The sequence below is a fragment of the Gluconacetobacter azotocaptans genome, assembly GCF_014174355.1.
Classification (GTDB): Bacteria; Pseudomonadota; Alphaproteobacteria; order Acetobacterales; family Acetobacteraceae; genus Gluconacetobacter; species Gluconacetobacter azotocaptans.
The window spans coordinates 232,646-250,431 of sequence record NZ_JABEQF010000004.1; the positions used below are offsets into that span (position 1 = coordinate 232,646).

Annotated in this window: 21 protein-coding genes; 17 read left to right on the plus strand and 4 right to left on the minus strand. The window is 66.6% G+C overall.

All coding sequences use genetic code 11. The annotated features are described in order from the left end of the window. Positions 1 to 59: 59 nt before the first annotated feature. The 7 genes from bamA to gloA all read left to right on the plus strand — a co-directional run bounded on the left by bamA (position 60) and on the right by gloA (position 7,226). Positions 60 to 2,345, plus strand: a complete 2,286-nt coding sequence (gene bamA, locus HLH34_RS06955; protein WP_373318590.1) for an outer membrane protein assembly factor BamA — start codon at positions 60 to 62, stop codon at positions 2,343 to 2,345. Positions 2,346 to 2,352: 7 nt separating this feature from the next. Beyond that, positions 2,353 to 3,243 (plus strand): OmpH family outer membrane protein, encoded by an 891-nt coding sequence (locus tag HLH34_RS06960; RefSeq protein WP_183118873.1) that lies wholly within the window; start codon positions 2,353 to 2,355, stop codon positions 3,241 to 3,243. A 14-nt stretch (positions 3,244 to 3,257) separates the two neighbouring features. Further along, on the plus strand, positions 3,258 to 4,331 hold the full coding sequence (lpxD, locus tag HLH34_RS06965) for a UDP-3-O-(3-hydroxymyristoyl)glucosamine N-acyltransferase (RefSeq protein ID WP_183118874.1): 1,074 nt from the start codon (positions 3,258 to 3,260) through the stop codon (positions 4,329 to 4,331). 92 nt (positions 4,332 to 4,423) lie between these two features. Further along, positions 4,424 to 4,909, plus strand: a complete 486-nt coding sequence (fabZ, locus tag HLH34_RS06970) for a 3-hydroxyacyl-ACP dehydratase FabZ (RefSeq protein WP_183118875.1) — start codon at positions 4,424 to 4,426, stop codon at positions 4,907 to 4,909. Between the two features lie 94 nt (positions 4,910 to 5,003). Then, positions 5,004 to 5,876, plus strand: coding sequence for an acyl-ACP--UDP-N-acetylglucosamine O-acyltransferase (gene lpxA, locus HLH34_RS06975; RefSeq protein ID WP_244959723.1), 873 nt, complete (start codon positions 5,004 to 5,006; stop codon positions 5,874 to 5,876). 9 nt (positions 5,877 to 5,885) lie between these two features. Next, the gene (locus HLH34_RS06980) at positions 5,886 to 6,782 is read left to right on the plus strand and encodes an LpxI family protein (RefSeq protein WP_183118876.1); all 897 of its coding nucleotides are present in this window, start codon (positions 5,886 to 5,888) and stop codon (positions 6,780 to 6,782) included. Positions 6,783 to 6,836: 54 nt separating this feature from the next. Next, complete coding sequence (gene gloA / locus HLH34_RS06985) at positions 6,837 to 7,226, plus strand: lactoylglutathione lyase (protein ID WP_183118877.1); 390 nt, start codon at positions 6,837 to 6,839, stop codon at positions 7,224 to 7,226. Positions 7,227 to 7,243: 17 nt separating this feature from the next. Here the strand turns inward: gloA and HLH34_RS06990 are convergent, their stop codons facing one another. Beyond that, a complete protein-coding gene (locus tag HLH34_RS06990; protein WP_183118878.1) occupies positions 7,244 to 7,459 on the minus strand; it encodes a hypothetical protein in 216 nt (71 codons plus the stop codon). A gap of 201 nt (positions 7,460 to 7,660) precedes the next feature. On the opposite strand from HLH34_RS06990, the gene rpmH reads away from it, so the two are divergent. From rpmH to HLH34_RS07035, 9 genes are all read left to right on the plus strand, one after another. Continuing rightward, positions 7,661 to 7,795, plus strand: coding sequence for a 50S ribosomal protein L34 (gene rpmH, locus HLH34_RS06995; RefSeq protein ID WP_012553083.1), 135 nt, complete (start codon positions 7,661 to 7,663; stop codon positions 7,793 to 7,795). A gap of 65 nt (positions 7,796 to 7,860) precedes the next feature. Continuing rightward, positions 7,861 to 8,211, plus strand: a complete 351-nt coding sequence (gene rnpA, locus HLH34_RS07000) for a ribonuclease P protein component (protein ID WP_183118879.1) — start codon at positions 7,861 to 7,863, stop codon at positions 8,209 to 8,211. After that, the gene (gene yidD / locus HLH34_RS07005; protein ID WP_183118880.1) at positions 8,208 to 8,480 is read left to right on the plus strand and encodes a membrane protein insertion efficiency factor YidD; all 273 of its coding nucleotides are present in this window, start codon (positions 8,208 to 8,210) and stop codon (positions 8,478 to 8,480) included. The genes rnpA and yidD overlap by 4 nt, the downstream gene beginning before the upstream one ends. Before the next feature lie 21 nt (positions 8,481 to 8,501). Continuing rightward, positions 8,502 to 10,268: a membrane protein insertase YidC gene (gene yidC / locus HLH34_RS07010; RefSeq protein ID WP_183118881.1), complete on the plus strand. Its 1,767-nt coding sequence runs from the start codon at positions 8,502 to 8,504 to the stop codon at positions 10,266 to 10,268. Between the two features lie 12 nt (positions 10,269 to 10,280). Next, a complete protein-coding gene (gene yihA / locus HLH34_RS07015; RefSeq protein ID WP_183118882.1) occupies positions 10,281 to 10,952 on the plus strand; it encodes a ribosome biogenesis GTP-binding protein YihA/YsxC in 672 nt (223 codons plus the stop codon). A 51-nt stretch (positions 10,953 to 11,003) separates the two neighbouring features. Further along, positions 11,004 to 11,909 (plus strand): acetylglutamate kinase, encoded by a 906-nt coding sequence (gene argB, locus HLH34_RS07020; RefSeq protein WP_183118883.1) that lies wholly within the window; start codon positions 11,004 to 11,006, stop codon positions 11,907 to 11,909. A gap of 160 nt (positions 11,910 to 12,069) precedes the next feature. Beyond that, positions 12,070 to 12,918 (plus strand): 2,3,4,5-tetrahydropyridine-2,6-dicarboxylate N-succinyltransferase, encoded by an 849-nt coding sequence (gene dapD, locus HLH34_RS07025; RefSeq protein ID WP_183118884.1) that lies wholly within the window; start codon positions 12,070 to 12,072, stop codon positions 12,916 to 12,918. A gap of 11 nt (positions 12,919 to 12,929) precedes the next feature. Continuing rightward, complete coding sequence (gene dapE / locus HLH34_RS07030) at positions 12,930 to 14,075, plus strand: succinyl-diaminopimelate desuccinylase (protein WP_183118885.1); 1,146 nt, start codon at positions 12,930 to 12,932, stop codon at positions 14,073 to 14,075. Continuing rightward, positions 14,075 to 14,710, plus strand: a complete 636-nt coding sequence (locus HLH34_RS07035; protein WP_220792069.1) for a hypothetical protein — start codon at positions 14,075 to 14,077, stop codon at positions 14,708 to 14,710. The genes dapE and HLH34_RS07035 overlap by 1 nt, the downstream gene beginning before the upstream one ends. 133 nt (positions 14,711 to 14,843) lie before the next feature. Here the strand turns inward: HLH34_RS07035 and truA are convergent, their stop codons facing one another. Genes truA through def form a run of 3 tightly spaced genes read right to left on the minus strand, consistent with a single transcriptional unit; the run spans position 14,844 to position 17,105 of the window. Next, positions 14,844 to 15,611, minus strand: coding sequence for a tRNA pseudouridine(38-40) synthase TruA (truA, locus tag HLH34_RS07040; protein WP_183119013.1), 768 nt, complete (start codon positions 15,609 to 15,611; stop codon positions 14,844 to 14,846). Positions 15,612 to 15,625: 14 nt separating this feature from the next. Beyond that, complete coding sequence (gene fmt / locus HLH34_RS07045) at positions 15,626 to 16,549, minus strand: methionyl-tRNA formyltransferase (protein ID WP_183118886.1); 924 nt, start codon at positions 16,547 to 16,549, stop codon at positions 15,626 to 15,628. Between the two features lie 16 nt (positions 16,550 to 16,565). Then, positions 16,566 to 17,105, minus strand: a complete 540-nt coding sequence (gene def, locus HLH34_RS07050) for a peptide deformylase (protein ID WP_183118887.1) — start codon at positions 17,103 to 17,105, stop codon at positions 16,566 to 16,568. Positions 17,106 to 17,270: 165 nt separating this feature from the next. Here def and HLH34_RS07055 point away from each other — a divergent pair, with 165 nt between their 5' ends. Further along, complete coding sequence (locus HLH34_RS07055) at positions 17,271 to 17,756, plus strand: Hsp20 family protein (protein WP_183118888.1); 486 nt, start codon at positions 17,271 to 17,273, stop codon at positions 17,754 to 17,756. Positions 17,757 to 17,786 lie beyond the last annotated feature (30 nt).

Below are 17,786 nucleotides of genomic sequence, written 5' to 3' on the forward strand. Positions count from 1 at the left end.
AATCGCGTTCCGGTGCCGCCGCGCGCCGCGCGCCGGCGGTCCATGCACCGTCGGGCGGCATAATCGAATCCATCGACATCAGCGGCAATGACCGGATCGAGACCAGCACGGTCCTGTCCTACATGGTCGTCCAGCCGGGCGATCCGTTCAATCAGGACCAGCTGGACCGGTCACTCAAGACCCTGTACGCCACCGGCCTGTTCAAGGACGTGACGCTGCATCGGGCGGGCAATGTCCTGCAGGTGCGCCTGGTCGAAAACCCGATCGTCAACCGCATCGTGTTCGAGGGCAATCACGCGGCCAAGGACGAGGACCTGCGCAAGGTCATCTCGCTGCGGCCCCGCGCCGTGTTCTCGACGCAGACCACGGCGGCCGACCGGCAGAAGATCCTGGGCGTCTATGCCGAGAAGGCGCGCTATGCGGCCACGGTGACGCCGCAGATCATCCGTCTGTCCCACAATCGCGTCGATGTGGTCTTCCAGATCAACGAGGCGCAGCAGACGCTGATCAAGAAGATTGCGTTCGTCGGCAACCATGCGTTCAGCGAAGCCCGGCTGGCGCAGGTCGTGTCCTCGAAGGAGACGACGTGGTACCGGTTCTTCTCCTCGTCCGACGAATATAATCCCGAGCGCATCAGGTACGATGCCGAACTGCTGCGCCGTTTCTATCTGCGCAACGGTTTCGTCGATTTCCAGATCCGCAATCAGACCGGCGAGCTGTCGCCCGACCGCAAGTCGTTCTACGTCACCTTCACGATGGAGGAGGGAGCGCGCTACCGCCTGGGCCGGCTGAATATCCGCTCGTCGCTGAAGCATGTCAGTGCGGCGTCCCTGCGCAAATATATCGAACTGTTCGCGCATCAATGGTACGATGGCTCTGCCGTTCAGCACAATGCGACGGACATGGAGGAAATCCTTCAGGGGCAGGGGCATCCGTTCGCCATGGTGCGTCCGGAAATCGCCCGCAATCCCGAAAAGCGGACCGTCGACCTGCTGTTCGACGTCAGCGAAGGCCCGCGCGTCTACGTCGAACGCATCGACATCAACGGCAATACGATCACCCAGGACAAGGTCATCCGGCGGCAGTTGCCGATGGCCGAGGGCGACCCGTACACCCCGGCGGACCGGAAGTATTCCAAGGCGATCCTGCAGGATCTGGGGTACTTCAGCTCGGTCTCCATCGACCAGTCGCCGGGTTCGGGGCCTGATCGCGTGAACGTCGCGGCCAACGTGGTCGAGAAGCCGACCGGCGAATTCTCGCTGGGTGGCGGCTATTCGACCGACGTCGGTATCCTGGGCAATATCGGCGTGAAGCAGCATAACCTTCTGGGGTCGGGCGTCGATGCGGGCATTTCGGGCACGATGGCCTACTACCAGCGCCAGGCGGATATCTCGGTCTCGGATCCGTTCTTCCTGAACCGCAATCTGGTGGCTGGCGTCGATATCTTTGCGATCGAGAACAACTACCAGACCTACCAGAACTATTCCGAAGGCCGGTACGGCATCAGCCTGCGCATGGGATACGCCTACAACAACCATCTGTCGCAGTCCTGGAGCTATGCGCTGACCGATCGAAACGTCGGCAATACCTACAGCGACGCATCGTGGTACATCCTGGACCAGACGGGTTGGTCGCTTCTCTCGCAGCTCAGCACGACCCTGACCTATGACACGCGCGACAATCGCATGCAGCCGCACAGCGGGTACGTCGTGCGTGTGGGGGGCGATTTCGCCGGGCTGGGCGGAAACGAGAAATATGTCCGCGGCAAGCTGGACGCCGCCTATTACATCCCCCTGGACGATTTGACGGGCAACCATGACTGGACGGTCGCGCTGACCGCTGGCGCGGGTGAACTGGCGAATTGGGGCGGCGGACGCAGCGACGTCATCGACAACTTCTATCTTGGCGGCAGTACGCTGCGGGGCTTCCTCGACGGCGGCGCCGGGCCGCGCACCATGGGTATTCCGGCCTATACCTATAACGGCGTGACCTATCCGATGCATTCCCAGGAGGATTTCATCGGTGGCCGGTTCCTATATACCGCGTCGGCGACGGTGAATTTCCCGATGCCGCTGGGTGCGGACATGGGCATTCGCGGACGTTATTTCGTCGATGCGGGCGGCCTGGACGGGCTGCGCGTGCCGCGCCGCTATACCTCCTTGCAGGACATGCCGCGCTACACCCCGGTCTATGGCGATACGCTGACGCCCCGTGTCAGTACCGGTGTGGGCTTCTCGTGGAAAAGTCCGTTCGGGTTGATCAACATCGATCTGGGTATCCCGGTCCTGAAGCAGAAACATGACCGGACCCAATTGTTCCGCTTTGGCTTCGGCCAGCAATTCTGAGGTGACAATGCTTCGTTCCCGTGGCGTATCCGCGCTGCTCGCCGCCGTTGTGATGTCCTGCGCCGATCTTGCCTCGACCGGCGCTTTCGCGCAGGCGGCTGGATCGTCGGGTGGAAATGCCGGCTGGTTCGTGCCCAAGACCGCCCAGCCGGCCGCCGGCGGCGCGGCCCAGCACGCGGCCCCGCGCGCCACGCCCGCGCCTGTCCCGCTGCCCCCGGCGCCCGCCGACAGTGAGGAAGCCCAGTCCCAGACCCCGCCGGTCCTGCCGCTGCCGCCGGTGCCGGCCTCGCCCGATATTCCGCGTGGTGTGGCCCCGCCCACGCCGGTGATCGGCGTCATCAGCGTGCCGGATGTCATGCGCCTGTCCACGGCGGCGCAGCAGGCCGAGCGCGTGCTGGGCACCCGGCGGGACGAACTGGCCCGCGATGCCCAGAAGGAGCAGGGCGGCTGGCGCGACGAACAGCAGAAGCTGCAGGCCCAGGCCAAGAACATGGCGTCGGACCAGATCCAGCTGCGCGAGCGCCATCTGCAGGAGCGCGTGATCGCCGCCCAGCGCGATTTCCGCAACCGTAACCGGATCATCCAAGAAGCGGCACAGGTCTCGCTGGGCCAGATCGAGCGGGAACTGGTGCAGATCATCCGTCAGGTCGCGGCCAGCCGGGGCATGAACCTGGTCCTGCACCGCGAACAGGTGGCCCTGAGCCAGGATGGGCTGGATATCACCCAGCAGGTCGCGAACCAGTTGAACACGGTGCTGCCGACGGTGTTCATCCCGGCGGCGAACGTCGATCCGGAAGAGCTGGCGAAATCGGGCACCATGCCGACAACGGCCGATGCCGAACGCCAGCAGGCTGCCCCGGCCCCGGCAGTGGCGCCCGCCGCCGCGCCGCACCGGTAACGGCACGCCGTTTGATGGACAGGCAGGTATCCGCCCTGCCGGGCGACCGGCGATTTTTCGAGCGGAACGGTCCGTTTCCGATCCAGGTCCTGGCCGAGTGCGCCGGGGCCAGGATCGAGGCCGGCGGTGCCGACGGCGGGGATGCCGCCCCGTATGTCGGCATTGCGCCGCTTCAGTCCGCAGGCCCGCGGGAGGTCAGCTTCCTCGATAACCGGCGCTATGCGCCCTTGCTGGAGCAGACGAAGGCAGGAGTAGTGATCCTGTCATCCGCCTTCGTCGACAAATTGCCCAAGGGCACGATCGGGCTGGTATCGCAGACGCCCTATCTGGCCTGGGCCAGGGTCGCCAGCCTGTTCCACCCGCTGCCGGCGGTCGAACCGGGGATTCACCCGACGGCGGTCATCGGCGCGGGGACCGTGATCGATCCGACGGCGCAGATCGGCCCCTTCGTCGTGCTGGGCGCGAATGTTCAGGTCGGCGCGGGGACCCGCATAGACGCCCATGCCGTGATCGGCGACGGGGTCATGATCGGCGTGCGGTGCCGGCTGGGCAGCCATGCCTGCGTGTCGCACGCCTTGCTGGGCGATCGCGTTACCCTTCTGACCGGGGCGCGCATCGGGCAGGAGGGCTTCGGCTTCGCCGTGGGCCCCGACGGGTTCGAGACGGTCCCTCAACTGGGGCGCGTGGTGCTGGAAGACGGGGTAGAGGTCGGCGCCAATTCGACCATCGACCGGGGGTCATCTCAGGATACGGTGATCGGCGCGGGCTCGCGCCTCGACAATCTGGTGCAGATTGGCCATAATACGCGCCTTGGCCGATGCTGCATCGTGGTGTCTCAGGCAGGGATCTCCGGCTCTACCGAACTGGGTGATTTCGTCACGGTTGCGGCCCAGGCCGGTCTGATCGGCCACATCCGCATCGGCGCCAAGGCCCGGATCGGCGCGCAATGCGGGGTGATGTCGGATGTGGAGGCGGGGGCTGACGTGATCGGCAGCCCGGCGATGCCATTTCGGGAGTTTTTCCGGAACGTGGCGGTGTTGCGGCGCCTGGCGAAGAAGGCGTCGCAAAACGGGGGGGGAGAGGCCTGAGGCTCCAGGCCCCCGGAATTCAACCGGGACAGGCGGGTAGACGGTCGCAAGGATGACGTGTCCCGCTCTCCCGAGCAAGATGGTTGGACGACGTGGATAAAGAAGTAGAGGTTCCTCCGGCGGGCGACGGCCCCATCTGCATCGAGGCGATCGATGTCATGCGGATCATGGAGGCGATCCCCCATCGCTATCCGTTCCTGATGATCGACCGGATGGTCGACATCGTACTGGGCACGTCCGCCGTCGGGATCAAGAACGTCACGGCGACCGAGCCGCATTTCCAGGGGCATTTTCCCACGCGTCCGGTCATGCCGGGTGTGCTGATCATCGAGGCGATGGCCCAGACGGCGGCGACGCTGGTGGTGCTGACCCTGGGAAAAGCGTTCGAGGGCAAGCTGGTCTATTTCATGACCGTCGACGGCGCGAAGTTCCGGCGGCCGGTTGGTCCGGGCGACCAGTTGAAGATCCATGTCGAAAAAGAGCGCAGCCGGGGCAACGTCTGGAAATTCAAAGGCGTTGCACGGGTCGACGGCGTGTCGGTGGCCGAGGCCACCTTCAGTGCGATGATCATGGGGTAAGTGGCCGCGCGGCCAACGGGACGAGGGGTCCCGTGGCCTGCGGCGCCCCATTCCCGGCCCCGGCGGGGCCGAGGCGGTTCTGGGAGAGAACGTATTGACCGACGTGGCAGGATTGGACGCCGGGCTGAAGGCCGCTGAGATTCATCCCTCGTCCATTGTGGCGGACGGGGCGCGTATCGGTCGGGGGGTCAGGATCGGCCCCTGGTGTTCGATCGGACCCGACGTGGTGATCGAGGACGGGGTTCATCTGATCGCCAGCGTCATCGTCGACGGGGCGACGCGGATCGGGCCGGGGGTCGTATGCTACCCCTTCAGCACCATCGGCATGGCGCCCCAGGATCTGAAATACCGGGGCGAGCCCACGCGCTGCGTCGTGGGCGCGCGAACGGTCATCCGCGAAAACGTGACCATCCATCGCGGCACGGCCACAGGCAGCGGCCTGACCCAGATCGGCGACGATTGCCTGATCATGGCCAATGCCCATGTGGCGCACGACTGCACCCTGGGAAACGGGGTGATCATCGTGAACAACGTGGTCATGGGCGGGCATGTCACCATTGGCGACTATGCCCGGATCATGGGGGCCGCGGCGCTGCATCAGTTCGTGCGGATCGGCCGCGGGGCGCTGGTGGGCGGTGTCTGCGGCGTCGAAGCCGACGTCATTCCCTATGGCAGCGTCCTGGGCAATCGCGCCCGGCTGGTGGGCCTGCACTGGATCTGGCTGAAGCGTAACGGCGTGCAGTCGGACGAGATGCATCGCCTGCGGCGGGCGTTCCGCGCCCTGTATCCCCGCAATATGGACGATGAATCCGCGGCATTCAGCCTTCGGCTTGCAGCCGTGCGAGCCGAATATGGCGGTGACGCTAAGGTGGACGAAATCCTGGATTTCATCGAGGCCCCCAGTCGGCGCGGCCTGGTGCGCGTTGCCGGTGGCGGTGCGGGGTTGGTCGAAACCGACGGTGTCTAGGACGCGCTGATGGCGGCCCATCAGGGCGACGGGCCGAGCCGCGATTCGGGCAGGCCGGCCGTGTCGGGGGACTGCGTCGGGATCCTGGCCGGCGGCGGACCATTGCCCGGTCAGGTCGCGCGCGCGATCCAGGCGCTGGGCCTGCGTCCCTTCATTGTCGGATTCCTCGATTTCGCCGACCCGACGGTGATCGGCTCGTGGCCGCATCGCTATATCCGGCTGGCCGCCGCCGGGGATATCCTGGCCTGTCTGCGGGCCGAGGGGTGCCGCGACCTGGTGCTGATCGGTCCGGTCCGCCGTCCCTCCTTTTCCGACCTGCGGCCGGATGCTACGGGCGCGCGGATCATGGCGCGGATCGGGCGGGCATTGTTTTCCGGCGATGACGGCCTGCTGGCCGCGATTGTGCGGGTGCTGGGCGAAGAAGGATTCGCCGTCCACGGCGCCCATGAATTTCTTGCCGGATCGGTCGGCCGGCAGGGCGTGCTGGGGGATGTGCGGCCCGACGCGGGGGCGGAATCCGATATCCGGCGTGGCCGTATGGTGGTCGAAGCCATCGGGCGGCTGGATATCGGGCAGGGATGCGTGGTGCAGGACGGTCTGGTCCTGGCGGTGGAGGCCATGGAGGGCACGGACCCCATGCTGCTGCGCGCCGGCGACTGCCGCCAGCCCGGCCGCCCTGGCGGCGTGCTGGTCAAGATGCTCAAGCCCGGGCAGGATCGCCGGGCGGACCTTCCGACGATCGGACCCGATACCGTGCATCGGGCGGCGGCAGTCGGGTTGCGGGGAATCGCCTTTCAGGCCGGTGCGACGTTATTGACCGATCCGGCGGCCTGCGTCGCTGCGGCAAACGCCGCGGGCCTGTTCCTGGTCGGCATTTCCGCCGGGGACGGCAAGAAACTGTTTTGACGGCGGATCCGCCGCGATCCGTCGTCCTGTGTCTTTCTGAACGGGAGAATCGATATGGGTTCCTATCTGCATACGATGGTCCGGGTCCGGAATCTCGAAGCCAGCATTGCCTTCTATGCGCTGCTGGGCATGCGGGAGTTGCGGCGCCGTGAGGTCCCGGAGGGTAAATACACCCTGGTTTTCATCGGCTACGGCGACAATGCGGCGGGGCAGGCGGAAATCGAGTTGACCTACAATTGGGGCCAGGACGACGGCTATGAGGTCGGCACCGGATTCGGCCATTTCGCGGTCGGCGTGCCCGATGTGGCGGGCATGGTCGAGGCCGTTCGTGCCGGTGGCGGCAAGGTCACGCGCGAGGCCGGTCCGGTGAAATTCGGCACGACCGTGATCGCCTTCGTCGAGGACCCGGACGGCTACAAGATCGAACTGATCCAGCGCGGCTGAGCGCGGCCCCGGCCCCCTCAGTCGGGGGGCTGCCGGGGGGACAGGTCCTTCAGCCGTTGGACGGCCTGTTCCACCGCGTTCAGGATACCCTCCGCCGCGTCACGGACCTGCGGGTCCGAATGGGTGGTCAGCTTGTCGGCCTGCAGCACGGCCGGGGACAGCAGCCCGCGTACATCGTGCAGCACGCGCGCGGTCTGGCGTGCCCTGATGTTCGATTCGGTGTCGTCCGTCATGCGTCATATCCCGCACGGCGCGTGGAAAGGGTGAAATGGGGCCGCATATCATGGCCGGTCATGGCTGGGGTTCTTCCACGTTGACGCCTTGGAAAACGGGCAGTATAAGGCGCGCCTCGGGTCGGGTGCCTTCAGGTCGCCCGGACATGTCGTGGATTTAATCCGCGATGAAATTATTGCTGTCAATCGGGGAGTGCCGTCGTGAAGCGCACGTATCAACCGTCTAAGCTGGTCCGCAAGCGCCGTCACGGCTTTCGCGCACGTATGGAAACCGTTGGTGGCCGCAAGGTGATCGCCAATCGCCGTGCCAAGGGCCGCAAGCGCCTGTCCGCCTGATTGTCAGGCCTGTCATGTTCCCGGATCACGATCCGGGACATTGATGTTGCAGGGGGCTGCTGACAGTGGCCGACCGGTCCGTCCGTCTCAAGAAACGGTCTGAATTCCTGCGGGTTGCCGCCCGGGGGCGGAAGGTACCCTCTCCCGGACTTGTGCTTCAGGCTCTGGGCCGGGAGGATGCCGATCCCGCCCGGATCGGCTTTACCGTGACAAAAAAGGTCGGGAACGCTGTCGTGCGCAATCGTGCGCGCCGACGCCTGCGCGAGGCCGTGCGCGCCGTGGAGCGGGAGCAATCCCTGCGTGGCGTCGATCTTGTCCTGATCGGACGGGGCGGCACGGGCGGTCGCGCGTTTTCCGCGCTGGTCGGCGACCTGCGGCGGGCCTTGCGCAAGGCCGGCGTGCGGGAAGGGGAATGATCGTGCCCCGGACCGTTCTGGCCTGGCCCCTGATCGGGGCGATTCGCCTCTATCAATGGGTCTTCCGGCCGGTTCTCGGCCCCAATTGCCGATTCGTCCCGTCATGCAGCGATTACGCCCTGGAGGCCCTGCGTCGCCACGGCGCCTTGCGCGGCGCGATTCTTGCCGGATGGCGGATCTTGCGTTGCAATCCTTGGAATATCGGCGGATACGATCCCGTGCCGTCAGAGGAGCGCCCGCGTGCCTCCTGCTGTTCTTCCCATAGATAACGAGAGTCTGGCTGGTCGCTGATGGATACCAAGCGTTTTATCGTGGCGACGCTGCTGTCCGCCCTGGTTCTGGTTGGCTTCGAATATTTCATGCCGAAGCAGAGCCATCAGGAGGTCGCGCAGCAGGCCGGGCAGACCGACCGGCAGACTCCGCCGGCGAATGGCGCCCGTTCGGGCGCGCCGCTTGCCGGCCTCAGTTCGCAGCCGGTGTCGGTGCCGGCGCCCCAGGCCGAGACCCGGCTGCCGATCGACGCGCCGAAGGTCAGCGGGTCGATCGACCTGCTGGGCGCGCGGCTGGATGACATGGTCCTTCGCGACTATCACGAGACCGTCCAGAAGGGCAGCCCGCAGGTCCGGATCCTGGAGACTGCGCACGACCCGCAGCCCAATTATGTCGAAATCGGCTGGATGAACCTGCCGGGCGGCCAGGTGCGGGTGCCGGACGCCCAGACGGTGTGGAGCAGCGATTCCCCGAAACTGACCGCCGACCATCCGGTGACGCTGTCCTGGGACAACGGGCAGGGCGTGATTTTCCGGATCGTGGTTTCGATCGACGCCCACTACATGTTCGCGATCGATCAGCAGGTCAGCAACCAGTCCGGCCAGCCGCTGTCGCTGTACCCCTACGCCCGTGTCGACCGCGCCTATACGCCGACCGAAACCGGCGGCTATCTGGTGCATGAAGGGCCGATTTCGGTCATCGACGGACGGCTTGACGAAAGCTCGTACAAGACGCTGCGCACTGGGGCGACGCCGCCGGCCAATACGGCATGGAGCAAGGCCGGGCAGGGCGGCTGGGCCGGCATCACCGACAAATACTGGCTGACGGCCGTGATCCCGCAGCAGGACACGGCGGTGACGGGCAGCTACGGCTATCAGGCCAACAGCGGGGCCGGCATCTATCAGGTGGGCTTCATCGCCCAGGCGGCGACGGTGGTGGCGCCCGGGGCGACGGCCTCGACCAGCAGCCATGTCTTCGCCGGCGCCAAGGAGGTCGACCTGCTGGAACGCTACGAAGCCAGCCTGCACATCCCCGATTTCTGGAAGGCCGTCGATTTCGGATGGTTCGCCTTCCTGACGCGCCCGATCTTCTACGTGCTGGACTGGCTGAATACGCTTCTGGGCAATTTCGGCCTGGCGCTGATGGCGTTTACCCTGCTGGTCAAGGCGCTGTTCTTCCCGCTGGCGACGCGCCAGTTCCGCTCGATGGGCAAGATGCGCCAGCTGCAGCCCAAGGTTAAGGCCCTGCGCGAGCGCTACAAAGACGACCAGATGGCCATGAATCAGCAGATGATGGCGCTGTACAAGGCCGAAGGCGTGAACCCGGCCAGCGGGTGCCTGCCGATGGTGGTGCAGATCCCGGTCTTCTGGTGCCTCTACAAGGATTTGTACATCACCATCGAAATGCGGCACGCGCCGTTCTTCGGCTGGATTCACGACCTGTCCGCACCGGACCTGACCAATCTGTTCAACCTGTTCGGCCTGATTCCGTGGGATCCGACGGTGCTGTCGCCGTTCCTGCAACTGGGGATCTGGCCCATCCTGTTCGGCGCCACGATGTATGTGCAGCAGAAGCTGAACCCGGCGGCGATGGACCCCGCGCAGCAGCGCATGTTCCAGCTGATGCCCGTACTGTTCACCTTCTTCATGGCCCGTCAGCCCTCGGGACTGGTGATCTATTACTGCTGGAACAATCTGCTGACGATGGCGCAGCAATTGCTGATCCAGCACCGCATGAAGGGCGATATCGAGAAGACCGCCGCCATTCCGGCGACCGGACGGAAGTGAGCGCCTGACCGCATGTCGGATTTCCAAGCAAGCCCGCGTAACCCCGAGGAGCAGGAGAATCTGGTCGAGACCGGACGCCTGCTGTTCGCCGGCGCCTGCGACTTCGTCTTCGGTGCGCAGAAGCTGGAGCAGGTGCCCCCGCCCAACCTGCCCGAGATCGCCTTTGCCGGCCGGTCGAATGTCGGCAAGTCCAGCCTGATCAACGCCCTGACCGGACGAAAGGCCCTGGCCCGGGCTTCGTCCGAGCCGGGTCGAACCAAGCATTTGAATTTCTTCGATTTCCCTGGACGGCTGACCTTGGTCGACATGCCCGGCTATGGGTATGCGAAGGCGGCGAAGGACGTGAAGGAAGACTGGCAGGGCATGATGTTCTCGTTCCTGCGGGGGCGACCGACCTTGCAGCGCGTCATCCTGCTTCTGGATTCGCGGATCGAGGTCAAGCAATCGGATCGCGAGATCATGAAGCTGCTGGACCGCGCGGCGGTGACCTTCCAGATCGTGCTGACCAAGTGCGACGGGCTGAAACCCGGCGCGCTGGCGGCCAAATGCGCCCAGGCCACCGACCTTGCCCGCCAGCATGCCGCGGCCTTTCCCGACATCATCGCCACCAGCAGCGACAGCGGAATGGGCATCCCCGAACTGCGCGCCGAACTGGCTGCCCTGGCCCTGCCGCAGGCGGGTTGAGCGGCGGCGGGGCCAGACAGGCCCGATCATGAGGAAAACAGGCACGATCCGATGACCGACATCGCACAGACCGTGAAGGACGCGCAGGAACGGGCGGCCGTACTGGCCCAGGCGCTTCCCTATCTTCGCCGCTACGCCGGCGATACGCTGGTGGTCAAATATGGCGGCCACGCCATGGTCGACGATTCGCTGTCGAACGCCTTCGGCCACGATATCGCCCTGCTTAAGCTGGTGGGCGTCAATCCGGTGGTGGTCCATGGCGGCGGCCCGCAGATCAGCGCCATGCTGCAGCGGCTGCAGATCAAATCGACCTTCGTGGACGGGTTGCGGGTCACCGATGCCGCCATGGTCGATGTGATCGAAATGGTCCTGTCGGGCAAGGTGAACAAGCAGGTCGCCGGCCTGATCAACCAGGCCGGGGCGCTGGCCGTCGGGATTTCGGGCAAGGATGGCGGTCTGATCACCGCCCGGCGTCTGCAACGCACGGTCCGCGACGCCGACACCCAGGCCGAGCGGGTTCTGGATCTGGGATTTGTCGGCGAGCCGGTGCGGATCGATCCGCGTGTGCTGTATGCGCTGTCCGGTTCGGGCCTGATCCCGGTCATCGCCCCGATCGGCTGCGGCGAAGACGGCGAAACCTATAACATCAACGCCGACACCGCCGCCGGCGCCATCGCCGGGGCGGTGCATGCCACCCGCCTGCTGATGCTGACCGACGTGCCGGGCGTCCTGGACGAAAACGGCGTGTTGATCCCCGAATTGACGGCCGAGGAAGCCCGTCGCGGCATCGCCAGCGGCATGATCAGCGGCGGCATGATCCCCAAGGTCGAAACCTGCCTGGAAGCGGTGCGCGCGGGCGCCCGGGCGGCCGTGATCCTGGACGGACGCGTGCCCCATGCGTGCCTGCTGGAGCTGTTCACCGAGGCCGGGCCGGGAACCCTGATCCGCGGAGAGTAAGGTCCGATCGCGCGGGGGGACCCGCGCGGCACGCCGGCCGGCCGAGATGCGTTGACAGTGCGGGGCTTCCTTCGCATGGTCCCGCCACATTATGACAGTGCGACATGACAGTGCGACCGGGGCACAGGCCCGTCGCCCCCACCGACAGGATTGCCAGGATATGACCGACCAGAGCCTCCAGAACCGCATCGAGGCCGTGTGGGAGCGGCGCGACACGCTGTCTTCCGCGACGACCGGAGAAGATCGCGAGGCCGTCGAGATCGCGCTGGCGGGGCTGGACGCCGGCGACTTGCGCGTCGCGGCCCCGGGCCAGAATGGCTGGGTGGTGAATGAATGGCTGAAGAAGGCGGTGCTGCTGTCCTTTCGGCTGAATGACAGCCACCTGATGGCAGGCGGCGGGGCCGGTGCGCCGTCGTTCGACAAGGTTCCGCTGAAGTTCGATGGCTGGGACGAAGCGCGCTTCGCCCAGGCCGGGTTCCGCGCCGTGCCGGGCGCCATCGTTCGCCGCTCGGCCTACATCGCGCCGGGCGTGGTGCTGATGCCCAGCTTCGTCAATGCCGGCGCGCGCGTCGAAAGCGGCACGATGGTCGATACCTGGGTAACGATCGGAAGCTGCGCGCAGATCGGCCGCAACTGCCATATCAGCGGCGGCGTCGGTATCGGCGGCGTGCTGGAGCCCCTGCAGGCCGCCCCGGTGGTCATCGAGGACGACTGCTTCATCGGCGCCCGGTCGGAAGTGGCCGAGGGCGTGATCGTCGAGCGTGGCAGCGTGCTGTCGATGGGGGTGTTCATCGGCGCATCAACCAAGATCGTCGACCGTGCGACCGGCGAGGTGTTCGTGGGTCGGGTGCCGGCCTATTCGGTCGTCGTCCCCGGTACCCTGCCGCCGCGCCAGGCGACCTCGGCCGATGGCGCGCCGTTGCCGGCGCTGGCCTGCGCGGTGATCGTCAAGCGGGTGGACGAGCGCACCCGCTCCAAGACCTCGATCAACGAATTGCTGCGGGATTGACCGGGCCGGCGATGCAGCGGCCCACGTCCGCCACCCTGCCGCTGGCGCGTGACCTGATCCGCGCGCCGTCGGTGACGCCGGACGACGGCGGGGCGATCGGCGTTCTGGCCACGGCCCTGCGGGGCCTGGGCTTCGACATCGTCGATCTGCCGTTTGGCGAGGGTGCCGCGCGCACGCCCAATTTATTTGCCCGGTTGGGCCGCGGCAGCCCCCATCTGTGTTTCGCAGGCCATACCGATGTCGTCCCGGCGGGCGAGCAGGGTTGGACCAGCGGCCCGTTCGATGCGGTGATTCGCGACGGTCGGCTGTACGGCCGGGGGGCCTGCGACATGAAGGGCGGGATTGCCGCCTTCGTCGGCGCGATCGACCGCTACCTGTCCGACGGGCGGCCCCTGGCGGGGTCGATCAGCCTGCTGATCACCGGCGACGAGGAAGGCCCCGCCACCCACGGTACCGTCCGGGTGCTGGAATGGATGCGCGACCACGGCCAGATCCCCGATTTCTGCCTGGTGGGCGAACCGACCAATCCGGAACATCTGGGCGACGTCATCAAGATCGGGCGTCGCGGCAGCCTGAATGCCCGGATTGTCGTGCCCGGTATCCAGGGGCACGTGGCGTATCCCCACCGTGCGGACAATCCGGTCCATCGCCTGCTGGCGATCCTGGCTGAACTGACGGCGGTGCCGCTGGATGACGGTACCGAGTGGTTCGAGGCGTCCAGTCTGCAGGTCACCAGCATCGACGTGGGCAACTCCGCCACCAACGTGATCCCCGGGCGGGCGGAGGCGCGGCTGAACATCCGGTTCAACGACCTGCATACCGGGCAGGGCCTGGCGGAGTGGATCGCATCGGTCTGCCGTACCCATGCCCCGGCGGCCGAAGCGGATGTCCGGATCAGCGGCGAGGCCTTCCTGACGCAGCCCACCGCCGAGGTCGATATGCTGGTCGCGGCGATCCGCGCGGTGACGGGCCGGGAACCGCGGCTGGATACCGGGGGCGGGACCTCCGACGCCCGTTTCATCAGCCGCTATTGCCCGGTTGCGGAATTCGGCCTGGTAGGCGCCAGCATGCACAAGGTCGACGAACATGCATCCGTCGCCGACCTCGAGGAACTGACGGACATCTATGCGTCCTTTCTTGAAAGGCTGATGAGATAATGCAGGGACGCAGATTGCCGCAGGGGTCGCTGCCCGGCGGGGCCGGGAACATCTTCCGGGGCATGTTGCTTCTGGGCCGTGGACGGCGCGACGGGATGAGCTGCTTCGGCGCGACGCCGGACGCCGTGCTGACGGCCCTGGCGCCGCGAATCGCGTTGTGGCTGGTGGGTGGCCTGCTGACCATCGTCCAGGCTCCGGGCGGCCTGAGCGGCACCAAGGTTGTGTTCTCGCTCTGTCTGGTTCTGGCGCCTGTCGTCGTGACCCACCTGCTGGCGCGGCTGTGGGGGCGTGAAGCCCTGTGGCCGCGGTATATGGCGGCGGCGCTGTGGTGCGACTGGCTGGTGCTGTTCGTCATGCTGGGCTCGGTGGCGCTGCTGGCCGTGGTTCTGCCCTCGGGCACGAATACGCTGAAGGCCACGCTGCTGCTGAACGGCATCGTGCTGGGGTACAATCTGTGGCTGACATGGTTCGTGGCACGGGTCGGGCTGGCGCTGGGGGCATGGCGCGCGATCCTGGTCGTAATTGCCGTGGCGTCGGCGGTCCTGGGCCTGGGCGAACTGTCGGCGCTGCTGCCGCCGCATTACGCACCCTGGCAGGATTTCCTGGCCCTGCCGCCTACCCACGGGATGCGATAAGTCGGGTTCTGCCCGAACCCGCAAGGGCCTCGGCCCTTGTATCCCCATTCGTTTCATAAAATTCTGGGTTTCCAAAGGGCGTTGCCCTTGGTGGGTCAAGGGCAACGCCCTTGCCTGCGTGCCGATAGGCCGCTCAGGTCGCGAACGGATCGGGGTCGTAGCCCACCGCCGTCAGATACAGCCCGTCGGGCGGCGAGGTCGGGCCGGCCGCCCGACGGTCGCAGGCGGCCAGCGCGTCGCCCACGCGCTCGGCCGGCCAGGTGCCTTCGCCGACCAGCTTCAGCGTCCCGACCATGTTGCGGACCTGATGGTGCAGGAACGACCGTGCCTCGGCGACGATGATGATCTCCTCGCCTGATCGCGATACGTCCAGACGATCCAGCGTGCGCAGGGGGCTCTTGGCCTGGCAGGCGCTGGCGCGGAAGGACGTGAAATCGTGCCGTCCCAGCAGAGAGCGCGCCGCACGGCCCATCGCCTCGGCGTCCAGAGGGCGCTTGACCAGCCAGACCCGGCCGTCATCCAGCGCCGGCCGGCTGCGGCGGTTCAGGATCCGGTAGCGATAGGCGCGGCGGATGGCCGAAAACCGGGCGTTCCATGACAGATCGACCGGGCGGGCGTCGAGCACCACCACCGGATGCGGCTTCATATGGAAATTCAGCGCATCGCGAACGACGGAGGCGTTCAGCCTCACCTCGGGCGGAAAATCCAGGTGTGCGACCTGGCCGGTGGCATGCACGCCGGCATCGGTCCGGCCGGCGGTGATGCTGGCGACCATGCGGCCGGATGCCAGGCGGGATGCGGCCTCTTCCAGCACCTGCTGGACCGACAGGCCGGTCGTCTGGCGCTGCCAGCCGACGAAGTCCCGCCCGTCATATTCGATGCGTACGGCCCAGCGCTGGATGGGAGCGGGATCGGTCACGTGCCCAGCCGCGTGCCGGCGGAAACGGGCTGGCCGCGCAGGAAGGCGTCCGCGTTCATCATGCCGCGGCCGGGGCGTTGGATGCGCGTGATCCGCAGCGTGCCGTGCCCGCAGGCGATCGTCAGTTCGGTATCGAGGACGACGCCGGGGTGGCTGCCTGACGGGGCCTGGGCGGCGCCGATCTCGGCGGCGCCGATCTTCAGGATTACGCCGTCCAGCGTCGTGAAGGTGCCAGGCCATGGGGTCATGGCGCGGATCTGGCGGTCGATCGCGGCGGCGTCATGCCGCCAGTCGATGCGGCCGTCCTCGCGCGTCAGGCGGGCGGCGTAGGTCACGCCGCCTTCGGGCTGGGGGCGGGGGACGATCGACGGATCGGCCAGCGTCGATACCACCAGCCTGGCCCCCATCGCTGCCAGGTCGTCATGCAGGCTGGTGGCGGTCGTCCGGCCGGTCAGGGCGATGCGGTCGGACAGCAGCATGGCGCCGGTATCCAGGCCCTCGTCCATCTGCATGATGGTCACGCCGCTTTCGCCGTCTCCGGCCAGGATGGCGGCCTGGATCGGCGCGGCCCCGCGCCAGCGCGGCAACAGGCTGGCGTGAATGTTGAGGCATCCGCGACGGGGGGTGTGCAGCATCGCGGCGGGGAGGATCAGCCCATAGGCCGCGACGATCGCCGCATCCAGGTCCAGCGACCGGAAGACGTCATGTTCGGCGACATTGGTGCGCAGGCGGGTGGGGGTGCGCACCGGCAGGCCCAGCGCCTCGGCCGCCGTCTGGACCGGCGAGGGCCGCAGCGCCTGGCCACGCCCGGCCGGCCGGGGCGGCTGGCTGTAGACGGCCGCGATCTCGTGCCCAGCCGCGTGCAGGGCCTGCAGGGCGGGAACGGCGAAATCGGGGGTGCCCATGAAGGCCAGACGCATGCGCCGCACTCCTGCTTCAGCGCTTCTGCCGCTGTTCCTTGGCCAGGCGCCGCATGATCATGTTGCGCTTGAGGGTGGAGAGGTGATCGACGAAGAGGATACCGTCCAGATGGTCGATTTCGTGCTGGATGCAGGTGGCCAGCAACCCGTCCGCCTCGATCTCCTGCTCGGCGCCGTCGAGGGCGCGAAAGCGCACGCGCACCTTTTCGGGCCGGATGACGTCTGCGTACTGGTTCGGCAGCGACAGGCACCCTTCCTCGCGCGAGGACAGGCTCTCGGACTCTTCGATGACCTCGGGGTTGATCAGCACCATCGGGTCGCGTTGCTCGTCCTCGCCCAGATCAACGATGGCGAAGCGCAGCCCCAGGCCGACCTGCGGCGCGGCCAGGCCGATGCCCGGCGCCTGGTACATGGCGGAGAACATACGCGGCAGGATGTCGCGCAGGCTGGCGGTATCCTCGGGACGGACCAGGCGCGCCGTCTGGCGCAGGATCGCCTGGGGCGCGACGAGGATGGGCATCGGAATGGCGGCGGCGATGGCATCACGATCAATCATGCAGGCGATGTAGCGAGAGCATCACGCCTGCGCCAGTCCGTAGACGTGGGAAAATGGCGCGGCGGGCGCCATCCCTTGCGAAAACGGCATGGCCTCCCATATCATCGTGCATGCGGGCGCCATGACGGGTCCGCATGATTGTCTCGCTCGGTTGAGGAGGCCTGCGTGTCGGGAAGACTTTTTACATCTCCCATGTTTCTTGGTTTCGACCATCTGGAACAAATGTTGGAACGTGCATCCAAAGGGACATCTGACGGCTATCCGCCCTATAATATCGAACAGATCAGCCCGACGGCGCTGCGGATCACGCTGGCGGTGGCGGGCTTCGTGATGGACGATCTGCAGATCACCCAGGAAGACAACCAGTTGGTGATCCGGGGACGGCAGACCGACGATTCCCAGGGGCGGATCTTTCTGCATCGCGGCATCGCCGCCCGTCAGTTCCAGAAGGCGTTCGTGCTGGCCGAGGGAATCGAGGTCGGCGGAGCGTGGCTTGATAACGGGCTGCTGCATATCGATCTTCTGCGTCCCGCGCCCGAAGTGCGGGTCCGGCGGATCGAGATCACGCAGGGGCGGGGCGGGGGCGCCAATGAAATCGACGTTCCCAAGCCGCGTGCCCCGCGTGTCGTGCGCGTGATCGAGGAAGAATGACCGAGCGGAATGACCGACCGGCCGCGCGGT

Excerpts from the sequence above, each read along its gene's own strand:
- HLH34_RS06960 (WP_183118873.1), top strand. The coding sequence starts at position 2,353 with ATGCTTCGTTCCCGTGGCGTATCCGCGCTGCTCGCCGCCGTTGTGATG.
- lpxD (WP_183118874.1), top strand. The coding sequence starts at position 3,258 with ATGGACAGGCAGGTATCCGCCCTGCCGGGCGACCGGCGATTTTTCGAG.
- HLH34_RS06980 (WP_183118876.1), top strand. The coding sequence starts at position 5,886 with ATGGCGGCCCATCAGGGCGACGGGCCGAGCCGCGATTCGGGCAGGCCG.
- gloA (WP_183118877.1), top strand. The coding sequence starts at position 6,837 with ATGGGTTCCTATCTGCATACGATGGTCCGGGTCCGGAATCTCGAAGCC.
- HLH34_RS06990 (WP_183118878.1), bottom strand. The coding sequence starts at position 7,459 with ATGACGGACGACACCGAATCGAACATCAGGGCACGCCAGACCGCGCGC.
- yidD (WP_183118880.1), top strand. The coding sequence starts at position 8,208 with ATGATCGTGCCCCGGACCGTTCTGGCCTGGCCCCTGATCGGGGCGATT.
- yidC (WP_183118881.1), top strand. The coding sequence starts at position 8,502 with ATGGATACCAAGCGTTTTATCGTGGCGACGCTGCTGTCCGCCCTGGTT.
- yihA (WP_183118882.1), top strand. The coding sequence starts at position 10,281 with ATGTCGGATTTCCAAGCAAGCCCGCGTAACCCCGAGGAGCAGGAGAAT.
- argB (WP_183118883.1), top strand. The coding sequence starts at position 11,004 with ATGACCGACATCGCACAGACCGTGAAGGACGCGCAGGAACGGGCGGCC.
- dapD (WP_183118884.1), top strand. The coding sequence starts at position 12,070 with ATGACCGACCAGAGCCTCCAGAACCGCATCGAGGCCGTGTGGGAGCGG.
- dapE (WP_183118885.1), top strand. The coding sequence starts at position 12,930 with ATGCAGCGGCCCACGTCCGCCACCCTGCCGCTGGCGCGTGACCTGATC.
- HLH34_RS07035 (WP_220792069.1), top strand. The coding sequence starts at position 14,075 with ATGCAGGGACGCAGATTGCCGCAGGGGTCGCTGCCCGGCGGGGCCGGG.
- fmt (WP_183118886.1), bottom strand. The coding sequence starts at position 16,549 with ATGCGTCTGGCCTTCATGGGCACCCCCGATTTCGCCGTTCCCGCCCTG.
- def (WP_183118887.1), bottom strand. The coding sequence starts at position 17,105 with ATGATTGATCGTGATGCCATCGCCGCCGCCATTCCGATGCCCATCCTC.